We start from the raw sequence: 13,441 nt of genomic DNA on the forward strand, positions 1-13,441 counted from the left end.
GTCGAGCGGCAGCCTCTGGACAGAGGCTGCCTGCCAGAGTGATACCCCGCGCTATAAGGATATAGAAACATGCTCGTTCGCTTTTCCGGCTCCGGATTATTGGCATTAATGATTTTCAGCGCTCATGGAGCGGAAAATGTTCAACTGATAGAACAACAGGTAAACCATCAACAGGAGCAGGAAAAGGCGCGTTACCAACAATTAGAAACCCAGGGCAAAGATGTGCGCGCTGCCGGTAGCGATCCACAAAGTTCCAAGATTGCTTTTCCCGCAGAGGCCAACTGTTTTCAAATCCGTCAGGTGATCCTTGAAAAGGACGGTAGAATTCCTCAGTGGTTACCGTTACACAAATTCACCGCGCAGGCAGAAGATCGTTGTCTGGGGATCGAAGGTATTCGCATATTAGCCACCGCCATACAGAACAAACTGATTGGTCATGGCTACATTACTACGCGAGTGGTCGTGCCCCGGCAGGACTTGAAAGATGGCGTGCTGACACTGGTGGTATTGCCCGGCGCTATCGGCAATGTCTCTTTAAGCGCTGACAGTGACAAATACGTCAATCTGCACACCACTTTTCCCGGGCGTTCGGGCGATATTCTGGATCTACGGGCCATTGAACAGGGTTTGGAGAATATCCAGCGCGTGCCTGGTGCTGACGCTAATGTGATCCTGCGGCCGGGTGAGCATGCCGGGGAAACCGACATTGAAATCCAGCGTACCCAGCCCTCGTCTTGGCGCATCGGCGGGTGGTTTGATGATGCTGGCAGCAAGTATACCGGCCGTTATCAAAGCGGCGTGGCGCTCTATCTGGATAACCCGACTTCAATGAATGATTTGTTCTATGCGTCCGTTGGGCGTGATTTGCACTTTCAAAAGTCGCGTAATGCAAAGAATGGCTCGCTGTATTACTCCGTTCCCTACGGTTTCTGGTCGGTGGATATGTATGCCAGCCACAGTGAGTATTTACAGAAAATCTCCGGCACCTTGACCGATTTTCAATACCAGGGCAAAAGTGACAACCTGAGCCTGAAGGTGAACCGGCTGCTGTATCGCAATGAAAATCAGAAAACCACGGGCAGCATCCAACTGCTCAAGAACAATTCGCACTACTATTTGAACGATACCGAAATTGAAATCCAGGAGCGGGACGTCACTAACCTGATTGCCAGGCTGAACCACCGACATTACGTCGGCCAGTCAATCATCGATGCGATGGTGGGTTTTCAGCGTAACACGTCATGGCTGGGTGCCCAACAGCAGGCGGGCACGGGTTCGCAAAGCCGTATTGTCAGTCTTGATATCAGCGCCTTGATCCCTTTTAGCCTGTTTGGGCAATCCATGAGCTTTCAACCGCGCTACCAGCAGCAATACAGCCCGGACCGGCTGGCGACGCAGGATCAGTTCAGTATCGGCAACCGTTGGACGGTGCGTGGCTTTGACGGGGAATTCAACCTGTCGGCCAACAAGGGCTATTTCATACGTAATGATATCAACCTGAACCTGCCTAAACTGAGGCAGCAGCTGTATGCCGGCCTTGATTACGGCAAAGTGACCGGCAACAGCAACAACTTTACCCAGGGTCATCTGGCGGGCGGCGTTATTGGTGTCAGAGGTGGGGCAGGTGCGGTCAGCTATGATGCTTTTGTTGGTGTGCCCATCGCCAAACCGGCTAATTTCGTCACCAGCCCGGTGAGTCTGGGGTTCACCGTACAGTGGCAGTTTTGATCGAATATCTACTCGGGGATAGCTGCAGATAATCGTGTAACAGGTGGGGATGACGCAGAACGCCGACACGCCGTAAACCCGTCCATGGGGGCTCGCAATCGCGCATCCATGCGCTCAACGGTCGTCTAACCTGCATCATCCCCACCTGCCTCAGGCTTTAGGTGTCGCGGTATTAAGGGCCGCCGTTCAGGCGTTATCCAACACGTAAATCGTGGTATCCAGCACGCTGTCCTTGATGATTTCACGATGCTTGAGCATGTGATCCATCTGCAGGTGCTGTTCCAGATGCGCCTGGCTCTGCCATTTCTCCAGCATAAAGATGGAGTCTGGCGAACGCTTCTGCCACGGTGCCTGGGTATCGGCGTCGATCATCGGCTGATAGCCGCCACAGCCTTCTTCCGCCAACACCGCTGGCAACAGCTGTTCAATCGCTTTCAGTACGCTTTCACGATGGCCCGGTCTGGTTCTGATTTCTGCAATTACGGTGATCATTATGGCCTCATTGGTTAACAGCATGATGGATAAAACCCATGACAGTTAAGCAAAGACTTCGCCCAGATGCGCGCGCAAACGTGCGATATCGCTGGCGATATCCGGTTGTTTGATCACGTCGTTACAGATAAAGGTCGGCAGCGCTTCCATCCCCAGGAACTGGTTGGCTTTGTGGAAGTGCAGATAAACGCCGTCTACGCCCACGCCGTGGAAGAACTGGTCTGGATCGGTAAAGGCTTCCAGTGGCGCGTTCCAGGTCAGGCTCAGCATGTAGGTTTTACCCTGAAGCAGCCCGCCGGAACCGTATTTTTTGCTGGCATCGGAGCGGGTGCGGCCATCGCTGGCATACAGGGTGCCGTGGCCTGCGGTAAACACTTCGTCGATATATTTTTTCAGGATCCAGGGTTCGCCCATCCACCAGCCTGGCATCTGATAAATCACCGTATCGGCCCACAGGTATTTCTGCACTTCGGCGTCGATATCATAACCGTCATCGACGACGGTAACCTGCACATCGTGCTTGGCATCGCGCAGGAAGCTTTCCGCTACGTCGCTCAGGGTCTGGTTCAGTTCACCGTTGGAATGGCCGAATTGTTTCTTGGCGTTGATAATCAGGATATTGCTCATGGATGTAAGGCTCCTGTCAGAATTTAAAATGTATGGCCGAAGTGTGTAAGCCATATCGCTGAAACGGAGTGTAATCCTTCCTGAAGCTGGGAAAAATGCGATCTAACGCACAACAGTGTTGACTGTGAGTCAATAAATACCGCTATTGATGGCGGAATTTCGCATAAACTGAGGAGATCGCCCGCATCAGGCGGCGATCCATGCAGCATCTGTGACAGCCACCCCGCAGATGAGTTACTATCGCGGGCAGAATCGACCCTTTGTCGTCTGAGGATATCTGAGTAATGAGCGAACTGACTCATGACGGTGTTGAGCGTCTACCGCTGCACACATTCACTGAAAACGCCTATCTGAACTATTCCATGTACGTCATCATGGATCGGGCGCTACCGTATATCGGCGATGGTTTAAAGCCGGTTCAGCGTCGCATCATCTATGCCATGTCGGAACTGGGGCTTAGCAATAACGCCAAATTCAAAAAATCGGCCCGTACGGTCGGTGACGTGCTGGGTAAATATCATCCGCATGGTGATAGCGCCTGTTATGAAGCAATGGTGCTGATGGCACAACCCTTCTCTTACCGCTACCCGCTGGTAGATGGCCAAGGGAACTGGGGGGCACCGGATGACCCTAAATCTTTCGCCGCGATGCGTTATACCGAATCGCGCCTGTCGAAATACGCCGAAGTACTGCTGGGTGAACTAGGCCAGGGCACGACGGACTGGGTGCCTAACTTCGACGGCACCATGCAAGAGCCGAAAATGCTGCCTGCGCGTTTGCCAAACATCCTGCTTAACGGGACGACCGGCATCGCGGTAGGGATGGCAACGGATATTCCACCGCATAACGTGCGTGAAGTTGCCGCCGCCGCGGTAGCCCTGATCGACAAACCGGGCTCCACGCTCGACGATCTGCTGGAATTTGTGCAGGGGCCGGATTTCCCGACGGAAGCGGAAATCATTACCCCGCGCGACGAGATCCGCAAAATTTACCAGAATGGCCGTGGTTCGGTACGCATGCGTGCCATCTGGAAGAAAGAAGATGGCAGCGCGGTGATCACCGCCTTGCCGCACCAGGTTTCCGGCGCCAAGGTGCTGGAGCAAATCGCCAGCCAGATGCGCGCCAAAAAGCTGCCGATGGTGGAAGACCTGCGCGATGAGTCCGACCACGAGAACCCGACCCGTCTGGTGATCGTGCCGCGTTCAAACCGTATCGATCTGGACCAGGTGATGAACCACCTGTTCGCCACGACAGATCTGGAGCGCAGCTACCGCATCAACATGAACATGATCGGTCTGGACAACCGCCCACAGGTCAAAGGGTTGGTGGAGATCCTCACCGAGTGGCTGGTGTTCCGTCGTGATACGGTGCGCCGTCGCCTGAATTACCGCCTGGAAAAAGTGCTCAAGCGGCTGCACATTCTGGAAGGTTTGCTGGTTGCGTTCCTCAATATCGACGAAGTGATCCACATCATTCGTAGCGAAGATGAGCCGAAGCCGGTATTGATGCAGCGGTTTGGCATCTCCGATACCCAGGCAGAAGCGATCCTCGAACTGAAGCTGCGCCATTTGGCCAAGCTGGAAGAAGTGAAGATCCGCGGTGAGCAGGATGAGTTGGCAAAAGAGCGCGATCATCTGCAAGCGCTGCTGGCGTCCGAGCGCAAGCTGAACAACCTGATCAAGAAAGAAATTCAGGCCGATGCCCAGGCCTATGGCGACGATCGTCGTTCACCACTTACCGAACGTGAAGAAGCCAAGGCGATGAGCGAGCACGACTTTGTGCCTTCTGAGCCGGTCACCATTGTGCTGTCTCAAATGGGCTGGGTGCGTAGCGCCAAGGGCCACGATATCGATCCGAGCGGCCTGAGCTACAAGGCTGGGGATAGCTTCCTCGCCGCCGCACGCGGCAAGACCAACCAGCCAGTGGTGTTTATTGACTCGACCGGCCGCAGCTATGCGCTCGATCCGCTGACGTTGCCTTCGGCACGTGGCCAGGGCGAACCGTTAACCGGTAAGCTGACGCCGCCGCCGGGTGCCACCATCGAGCAGGTGCTGATGGCTGCGGACGATCAGAAGCTGCTGATGGCTTCCGATGCGGGCTACGGCTTCGTATGTACCTTCAACGATCTGGTCGCCCGTAACCGCGCCGGTAAAGTGATGATCACCTTGCCAGACAACGCCAAGGCGCTGCCGCCGATGGAAATCCACGGTAGTGACGATATGCTGCTGTCGATCAGCACCGCAGGCCGTATGCTGATGTTCCCGGTCGCCGATCTGCCACAGTTGTCGAAGGGTAAGGGCAACAAGATTATCTCGATACCGTCGGCGCAGGCCGCCAGCGGTGAAGATAAGCTGGCCTGGCTGTTCGTACTGCCACCGCAGACCTCGATCACCTTGCACGTGGGTAAACGCAAGCTGAAGCTGCGCCCGGAAGATCTGCAAAAATTCCGCGCCGAGCGTGGCCGTAAGGGCACCTTGTTGCCGCGTGGCTTGCAACGTATCGATCGGGTTGAGGTGGATATGCCAGAGCGCGAATCGTTGGGCGACAGCGAAGAGTAACCTATTGTATGACCCCGAGTGGGCGCAAAAAATTGCGCCCACTTTTTTATTTTTATCTATTATTTCAATCTATTAATTTTTCCGGCTATAAATTTATTGTGCCGATTGCTGGCTGGCGGGAAAATAGAGAACTTAGCAGTGGCGCGGTGTGGTTTCGCCTGTGCTGCTCATACAAAAAGAAATCTTCCCGGCCGCTCTGTGCCTGGGTTGGCAGTGTGCTAATGAGGTTGTTATGTTATTGATATTACGCGCGATCATTGTCACGATCTATTGCCTTTTGGTGAGTTTTTTCGGTTCGCTTTACTGCTTGTTCAGCCCGCGTAACCCCCGCCATGTTGCGACCTTTGGTCATCTGTTTGGCCGCCTGTCGACCGTGTTCGGCATCAAGCTTGAACTCCGTAAGCCTGCCGGCGCGGACAATAACGGCAAGTGTATTTACATTGCCAACCATCAGAACAACTACGACATGGTGACGGCCTCCAATGCGGTACAGCCGCGCACCGTGACCGTGGGTAAAAAAAGCCTGGTGTGGATCCCGTTCTTCGGCCAACTTTACTGGCTGACCGGTAACCTGCTGATCGACCGGGATAACCGCGCTAAAGCCCACGGTACCATTGCCCAGGTGGTTGATGCCCTCAAACAACAAGACATCTCGATCTGGATGTTCCCGGAAGGAACCCGCAGCCGTGGCCGTGGCCTGATGCCGTTTAAAACCGGTGCGTTCCACGCGGCAATCTCAGCCGGTGTGCCGATTGTGCCGATCTGCGTTTCCTCAACCAACGAGGTTAAGCTGAATCGTTGGAATAACGGCCACGTGATTGTCGAGATCCTGGAGCCGGTCGATACCAGTAACTACAGTAAAGAGCAGGTACGTGAGCTGGCGGCCCATTGCCGCGAACTGATGAAGGCGAAGATTGACCAGTTGGATGCCGAAGTAGCCCAACTTAACGCCGCCAAAAAATAATATAGGGTTCGATATTTTCATACGGCATCATGCCGTTTATGCCCCGCTCTGGCGGGGCTTTGCACACGGTTTAGCTTTGTTTTCATGGAGAAGATATGTCACTCAGTCGACGTCAGTTTATTCAGGCATCGGGCTTGGCGCTCTGCGCAGGAACCGTGTCGCTGAGAGCTGAAGCGAGCGGGATGCCAACTCCGTTACCGATCCCGCCACTGCTGGAATCCCGCCGTGGACAGCCGCTGTTTTTAACCCTGCAACGTGCCCATTGGGCCTTTATGGACAACCGCAAAGCGTCCGTCTGGGGCGTCAATGGCATGTATCTGGGGCCGACGGTGCGGGTCTACAACGGTGACGACGTCAAACTGATCTACAGCAACCGTCTGTCCGAGCCGGTATCGATGACCGTCAGCGGGTTGCAGGTTCCGGGCACTCTGATGGGCGGTGCGCCGCGCATGATGTCGCCTAATGTTGACTGGTCGCCGGTGATCCCGATCCGTCAGGCTGCGACAACGTGTTGGTATCACGCCAACACGCCGAACCGGATGGCGCCACATGTCTACAACGGCCTGGCCGGCCTATGGTTGGTCGAGGATGAAATCAGTAAAAACCTGCCGCTGCCGAACCATTACGGCGTCGATGATTTCCCGCTGATCATTCAGGACAAGCGCCTGGATAACTTCGGCACGCCGGAATACGATCCTCCGGCGCAGGGCGGATTTATTGGCGACACGCTAGTGGTTAACGGCGTGCAGAACCCGTTTGTCGAAGTGTCACGCGGCTGGGTGCGCCTGCGCCTGCTGAATGCCTCAAACTCGCGGCGCTATTCGTTGCAGTTGAGCGATGGGCGGCCGATCAACGTGATCGCCAGCGATCAGGGGTTCCTGCCTGCGCCGGTCGCGGTGCAGCAACTTTCTCTGGCTCCGGGCGAACGTCGCGAAGTGCTGATTGACATGTCGCAGGGGGCCGAGGTTACCCTCACCGCTGGTGAAGCGGCAGGGATCATGGATCGTCTGCGCGGCCTGTTTGAGCCTTCCAGCATGCTAGTGTCCACCCAGGTACTGACGTTGAAACCGACGGGGCTGTTACCGCTGGTCACCGACAATCTGCCAATGCGTCTGCTGGCGGATCAACTGTTGGATGGCAACGTCAGCCGTACGCGTGAATTCCGGCTGGGGGACAAGATGGCTGGGGTCAACGGTGCCATCTGGGATATGAATCGCATCGACGTACAAACCATGCAGGGCACCTGGGAGCGTTGGAATATCCATGCCGACACGCCGCAGGCGTTCCACATTCAAGGCGTGCAGTTCCTGGTGAAACGGGTCAACGGCGCGCAGCCGATGGCAGAAGATCGTGGCTGGAAGGATACCGTCTGGGTTGATGGTGATGTGGAACTGCTGGTGTACTTTAACCAGGTTTCCTCGGAGCACTTCCCGTTCCTGTTCTACAGCCAGACGCTGGAAATGGCCGATCGCGGATCGACCGGCCAGTTTGTGGTCCAGGCTTCCGCTTAAGTCGCTCCGGGCGTGCGCAGCATTTTCAGGAACGCCTTCACCACCGGCGTGGCACTTTCGGCGTGATAGATCGCATATAGATCCGCCGAAGGGGCCGCCTGCAACGGGCAGAAACGTACACCGGGCCACGGGATGCGCCCGTAGCTGTCCGGCAGTAACGTAATGCCGAAACCTTCCGCTACCAGCGCCATCAAGGTTTGCGGTTCATTGACCTGATGGATAATGTCCGGCGCAAAGCCATGTTGCAGACACAGGTTGTGCAGATACAGCCCCAGGCTGGCCTCGTTGGGTGGCAGTACGATAAATTTGTCATGCCGCAGGGTTTGCAGCTCGATGTTTTCCCCCGTAGCCAGCGGATGTGCGGTTGGCAGCACCACCGAGATCTTCTCCTTTGCCAACAGCTGACAGGTTAGCCCCGGCAACGCCTGTTGCTTGGCTTCACGCCAGACCCCGATATCGATATGTCGCTTTTGTAGCGAGGTAATCTGCTGGCTGGGAGTTTGCTCATTCAACGTCCAGGTCACCTTCTCCTCCTGTGCGCTAAAGCGTTTTAGTGCCGGGATCAGGCCGCCCCAGACCGAGGTGCCGACCACGCCAACCACCATATGGCCAGCCTCGCCGCGACCCAGTTGCTGCACCTGGTTGAGGGCATTGCCTGCCTGATCCAACAGCATCTCGACGTTATGAAACAGCGTACGGCCAGCCTGCGTCAGTGCCATGGAGCGGGTGGTGCGTTTGAATAATTCCACCCCCAGCTGGTTTTCCAGCTCTTTGATATGCTTGCTGAGCGGCGGTTGGGACATGTTCAGCCGCTGTGCGGCCTGGGTAAAGTTCATCTCCTCCGCCACCACGCGGAAATAGTGCAGCAGACGAAAATTGATCCGGCTAGGGTCGGGTAGTGGCTTTTTCATGGTTTTTTGGGGCCTCCCGATGCAGGGTATTTATAGGTAAACAGAATAAATCAGCGGGCAACAATGTATTGGTCGCCACCCGCTGTCGCTCTCTACTATGGGGATTAAATTATCCTCCCTACAGAAGAGAATACTATGTTTAATCAAGATGATGCTTTTTCTTGTGCCGATGTGCTGCGCACCAGACTACCAGGCTTTCAACCTCGCGCCGCATTGATTCTGGGATCTGGACTGGGAGCGCTGGCTGACGTAATGACCGACGCGGTGACCATCGACTATACCGAACTGCCGGGTTTCCCGGTGAGCGGCGTAGTGGGCCACGCAGGGCAATTGGTGGCGGGCTGGCTGGAAGGCGTGCCGGTGCTGTGCATGAAAGGGCGTGGGCATTTCTACGAAGGCCGTGGCATGCAGGTGATGACCACCGCCGTGCGCACCTTCAAACTGTTGGGCTGTGAGTTCCTGTTGGCGACCAATGCCGCCGGTTCACTGCGTAAATCGGTAGCACCGGGCAGTCTGGTCGCGTTGACCGACCACATCAACTTTATGCCGGAATCCCCGTTGGTGGGGGCCAACGACGAGCGTTTTGGTCCACGTTTCTTCAGCCTGGCCAACGCCTACGATCGCGATCTGCGTGCGCAACTGGCGGCGGTTGCGGCCAAGGCTGGTATTCCATTGGCCGAAGGGGTGTTTGCGGCCTACACCGGCCCGAACTTCGAAACGCCTGCCGAGATCCGCATGATGCAGACGCTGGGCTGCGATGTGGTGGGGATGTCGATCGTACCCGAAGTGCTTTCGGCGCGTCACTGCGGCCTGAAAGTGCTGGTGGTGTCGGCGATGACCAACTATGCCGAAGGGTTATCTGATACGCCGCTTTCCCATGAGCAGACGCTGAGCTGTGCCGCACTGGCCGCAGACGACTTTATGCGCCTGATCCGCGAGTTCTTCAAAACGCTGTAATTCTTATTTCCATCTGACTACCCCGCGGCAAGCCCTACCTTGCCGCGTAAATCACAACAATAGGTGATGGTAATGGCAATAAAAACACGATTGAAGGTGATGGTTTTTCTCCAGTTCTTTATCTGGGGCGCCTGGCTGGTGACGTTAGGCTCCTACATGATCAATACCCTGCACTTCAGCGGAGCGCAGGTTGGCATGGTGTACAGTTCGAAGGGGATCGCCGCACTGATCATGCCAAGCCTGGCCGGGATCATTGCCGATCGCTGGATCAAGGCCAACCACCTGTATGGCCTGTGTCATCTGCTGGGGGCCGTGGCGTTGTACTACGCCGCGCAGGTCGATCAGCCGATGGTGATGTTCTGGGTGATGTTGTTCAACGCGATGGTCTATATGCCCACTATGGCACTTTCCAACGCCATCTCTTACTTCTGCCTGGAAAAACACGGCTTTGATACGGTCAAGGATTTCCCGCCGGTGCGGGTTTATGGCACCGTGGGCTTTATTCTGGCGATGTGGTTGATCAGCTTTAGCCGTATTGAACTGAGCAATATGCAGTTGTATCTGGCTTCGACGGTATCGCTGCTATTGGCTGTTTACTCCTTGACGTTGCCAAACTGCCCGACCAACAAGGTGAAACGTTCGCAAAGCTGGGTCAGTATGTTGGGGCTGGATGCGTTTGTGCTGTTCAAGCAAAAGCGGATGGCGGTGTTCTTCCTGTTCGCCATGCTGCTGGGCGCGGCGCTGCAAATCACCAACACCTTCGGCAACCCGTTCCTGCACGATTTCTCGCTCAACCCGCTGTATCAGGACAGCCTGAGCGTGCGCTATCCTTCGGTGCTGCTCTCTCTGTCGCAAATCTCTGAGGTGTTTTTCATCCTCACCATCCCGTTCTTCCTGCGTAGATACGGTATTAAGCAGGTGATGCTGATCAGCATGGCGGCCTGGACGCTGCGTTTCCTGTTCCTGGCCTACGGCACGCCTGCCGGGTTCGGCTTCCTCCTGTTACTGCTGTCGATGATCGTGTATGGCTGCGCGTTTGATTTCTTCAATATTTCCGGCGCCATCTTTGTGGAAAAGGAAACTGACCACCGCATCCGCGCCAGTGCCCAGGGGCTGTTTATGACCATGGTCAACGGTATTGGGGCTTACGTCGGAGCCATCGCCAGCGGCAAGGTTGTGGACTTCTTCACCGATAATGGCGTGAAGGATTGGCAGAGTATCTGGCTGGTGTTTGCCGCCTATACGCTGGTGCTGGGGGTGATTTTTGCCCTGTCGTTCAACTATCAGCATCGCCCGGAAGAGATGAACGGCGATCTACAGAAGGCGCACTAGGGGAAGGTTCAGGGGCTGAGTTCAGCCCCTGTGTTATCAGGCAGGAAAACGCTGTTGCAACTGTTGCCAGTCTGGCGCCCCGGCGGCACCACGGCTAGCTACCACGTAGGCGGCGACTCGGTTGGCAAGATCGACGGCCTGCACCAGCGGCAGACCCGCGGAAATCCCGGCTAACAAACCCGCGCAGTGGGCATCGCCCGCGCCGATGGTATCAACGACTTCCACCGGGTAAACGGGCACATGCTGCGGTGCATTACGGCCATCACAAATCCAGGCACCGTCTCGATCCAGTCGACAAATCAACGTAATATTATGCGCAGTGGCATAACGTTGCGCGGCGCTGACTGCGTCGCCTTCCCCACACAGGATTGTGACTTCGTCACGATTGAGGGTGAGCAAGGTGTGGCTGTCGCTCAGCATGGCAAAAAATTCTTCGCCCAATTGGCTGACGCGTGGGCCGGGATCCAGCAGCCGCCACTGATCGAACGGCAGACGGGTCAGCCAGTCGCGTAATGCTTCACCCGGTTCCCCCACCAGTTCGTAGCCGTTGGCATATACCACCGTTTCCGGCGTGAGCGGCAGGGTGGTCAACTGCGCTTTATTCCACTGGGCTTCACAACCGGTTACGGTAACAAACGTACGTTCACCGTTGGGTTCCACCAACGCCAGACACCAACCGTTGTCCATCTGACCATGGCGGAGCAGCACCGGTAAATCCAACTCCTGCATGGCGGTTTCGATGGCTGCTCCCCAGTCTCCGTTGCCAACCGGCATACCGTTGATCACCGGAACATCCAGGCGGCGTAGCGCCCGTGCTACGTTGAAGGCACAGCCGCCAATCTGCCGCTCTTGCGGCTGCGCTTCGATATCTTCACCGCTGGTGGGGAGTTTTGGCAGCGTGAGAACGACGTCCCCCACGGCACCGCCTATCACCAGGATCGGTTTTACTGCGACAAGTTCACTCATTGACGTCCTTTTTGACTCGCCAGGTACAGGCCATAGGCAATCAGGCTGACCAGGAAGGAAACGAACAGCCCCAGGCTGGAATCAGCGAACAGGCCTTTGGCTAATGGGCCATCGATAAAGCCGGTTTTGGTCACTAGCAGCCCGCAGAACGCGCCGAGGAACCAGCAGAACAAGGGTACCTTACGCACGCCGCGGTTCTGGCCGTTCAGCCCGTACAGGGCATTACCGTCGTAACCATGATGACGGCGCACTTTAGCATAATCGAGAATGAAAATGGCCTCCCAGGCGGCAAGGAAGACCCCGCAGAACACCAGGAAGGAGATAAATGGTCCCATAAAGTCGCCGGAGATAAACAGCACATAGATGGCGATAGCCAGGATCACCACGGCGTCGATAGAAACGGCCAGTGACTGCTTCACCTTCACCCCTAGCGTTAGCAGGTTAAGGCTGGCGGAGTAGAGGCTGAGCACGGCAATGGTGACGATACCGGCGGTTGCGGCCAACAGATAAGGGATGGCCATCCACTTTGGCAGCACCGAGCCGATTAATGCAATCGGGTTGGCGGCGCTGGCCAGATCCGGCAGTTGTACCGACAGCAGAATACCAGTGAACATCAGCAGGATCAGTGGCAGGCAGGCACCGCCCACCACGGCGGCGAAGATACTTTTATCTGAAGATTTCGAGCTTTGATAGCGGCTGTAATCGGCCCCGGCAATGGCCCAACTGATCCCGGTACCGGCGGCAATCACCGAAACCGCAGGCAGGAAGCCGGTCAGCCAACTGCCGGAAGGCAGTGACAGCACTTTGCTCCATTCGGTGGTGAAGACGATATACAGCACCACAATCAGCGTCATGGTACCGAAGATCCGGCTGAACCAGCTCTGCATCCAGACGACCGTGTTCTGGCCCAGCAGACTGACCACGATGGTCAAGCCGCCAAACAGTAACAGGCTGAGAGCGGTAAGGGAGTGGCTTTCACCCAGGCCTACCGCCTGGAACAGCGCCGCCAGGGTGAGCGTGCCGGTAATGACGTTGACCGCTTCCCAACCCATCAGGTTGATCCAACTGAAGGTGGTGGGGGCGATGTTGCCTTTCAGGCCAAAAATCACCCGCGATAAGGTGAGAGTGGAAGTACGGCCGCGTTTTCCGGCGAAGCTGGTGTAACCCACCAAGGCAAAGCTGGCTACGCCGACCAGCGCGGCCAGGATTGACTGGATAAAGGACAGGCCGAACGCGACAATAATTGCCCCGTAGACCACGCCGAGAATGCCGATGTTGGCGGCAGACCATATCCAGAACAGTTCGAGCGGTTTACCGGTTTGCTCGGCGTCCGGTACGCGATCGATCCCGGTACTTTCTACTTTCCATGTCTCACTACGGTTGATTTCACTCATG

At 56.1% G+C, this 13,441-nt stretch carries 11 protein-coding genes; 6 read left to right on the forward strand and 5 right to left on the reverse strand.

All coding sequences use genetic code 11. The features are described 5' to 3' along the window. The first annotated feature begins 69 nt into the window (after positions 1 to 69). Positions 70 to 1,728 (forward strand): ShlB/FhaC/HecB family hemolysin secretion/activation protein, encoded by a 1,659-nt coding sequence (locus tag U869_RS0112295; RefSeq protein ID WP_025119934.1) that lies wholly within the window; start codon positions 70 to 72, stop codon positions 1,726 to 1,728. Between the two features lie 186 nt (positions 1,729 to 1,914). Here U869_RS0112295 and U869_RS0112300 read toward each other — a convergent pair whose 3' ends face one another. Next, positions 1,915 to 2,220, reverse strand: a complete 306-nt coding sequence (locus tag U869_RS0112300) for a putative quinol monooxygenase (protein WP_025119933.1) — start codon at positions 2,218 to 2,220, stop codon at positions 1,915 to 1,917. A 45-nt stretch (positions 2,221 to 2,265) separates the two neighbouring features. Continuing rightward, positions 2,266 to 2,847, reverse strand: a complete 582-nt coding sequence (locus tag U869_RS0112305) for an NAD(P)H-dependent oxidoreductase (protein WP_025119932.1) — start codon at positions 2,845 to 2,847, stop codon at positions 2,266 to 2,268. Between the two features lie 284 nt (positions 2,848 to 3,131). Here U869_RS0112305 and parC point away from each other — a divergent pair, with 284 nt between their 5' ends. From parC to ftsP, 3 genes are all read left to right on the forward strand, one after another. Then, entirely contained in the window at positions 3,132 to 5,405 is a 2,274-nt protein-coding gene (parC, locus tag U869_RS0112310; protein ID WP_025119931.1) for a DNA topoisomerase IV subunit A, read from the forward strand. A gap of 232 nt (positions 5,406 to 5,637) precedes the next feature. Further along, positions 5,638 to 6,369 carry a 1-acylglycerol-3-phosphate O-acyltransferase gene (locus tag U869_RS0112315; RefSeq protein WP_025119930.1) on the forward strand — a complete coding sequence of 244 codons (732 nt, stop codon included), beginning with the start codon at positions 5,638 to 5,640 and terminating at the stop codon, positions 6,367 to 6,369. A 95-nt stretch (positions 6,370 to 6,464) separates the two neighbouring features. Then, positions 6,465 to 7,880 (forward strand): cell division protein FtsP, encoded by a 1,416-nt coding sequence (gene ftsP, locus U869_RS0112320; RefSeq protein WP_025119929.1) that lies wholly within the window; start codon positions 6,465 to 6,467, stop codon positions 7,878 to 7,880. On the opposite strand, the gene U869_RS0112325 is transcribed toward ftsP, so the two are convergent. After that, positions 7,877 to 8,791 carry a LysR family transcriptional regulator gene (locus U869_RS0112325; protein ID WP_025119928.1) on the reverse strand — a complete coding sequence of 305 codons (915 nt, stop codon included), beginning with the start codon at positions 8,789 to 8,791 and terminating at the stop codon, positions 7,877 to 7,879. The two genes, ftsP and U869_RS0112325, sit on opposite strands and share 4 nt — an antisense overlap. A 135-nt stretch (positions 8,792 to 8,926) precedes the next feature. Between U869_RS0112325 and xapA the strand changes: the two genes are divergently transcribed. Both xapA and U869_RS0112335 read left to right on the forward strand, forming a co-directional pair. Continuing rightward, positions 8,927 to 9,748 (forward strand): xanthosine phosphorylase, encoded by an 822-nt coding sequence (gene xapA / locus U869_RS0112330; RefSeq protein WP_024529143.1) that lies wholly within the window; start codon positions 8,927 to 8,929, stop codon positions 9,746 to 9,748. Between the two features lie 72 nt (positions 9,749 to 9,820). Continuing rightward, positions 9,821 to 11,080 (forward strand): nucleoside permease, encoded by a 1,260-nt coding sequence (locus tag U869_RS0112335; RefSeq protein WP_025119927.1) that lies wholly within the window; start codon positions 9,821 to 9,823, stop codon positions 11,078 to 11,080. A 36-nt stretch (positions 11,081 to 11,116) separates the two neighbouring features. On the opposite strand, the gene U869_RS0112340 is transcribed toward U869_RS0112335, so the two are convergent. Beyond that, positions 11,117 to 12,046 carry a PfkB family carbohydrate kinase gene (locus U869_RS0112340; RefSeq protein ID WP_025119926.1) on the reverse strand — a complete coding sequence of 310 codons (930 nt, stop codon included), beginning with the start codon at positions 12,044 to 12,046 and terminating at the stop codon, positions 11,117 to 11,119. Then, positions 12,043 to 13,440 carry a cytosine permease gene (locus U869_RS0112345; RefSeq protein WP_025119925.1) on the reverse strand — a complete coding sequence of 466 codons (1,398 nt, stop codon included), beginning with the start codon at positions 13,438 to 13,440 and terminating at the stop codon, positions 12,043 to 12,045. The genes U869_RS0112340 and U869_RS0112345 overlap by 4 nt, the downstream gene beginning before the upstream one ends. Between the last annotated feature and the right edge of the window lies 1 nt (position 13,441).

It is taken from the genome of Serratia sp. H1w (assembly GCF_000633355.1).
In the GTDB taxonomy this organism is placed as follows: domain Bacteria; phylum Pseudomonadota; class Gammaproteobacteria; order Enterobacterales; family Enterobacteriaceae; genus Chania.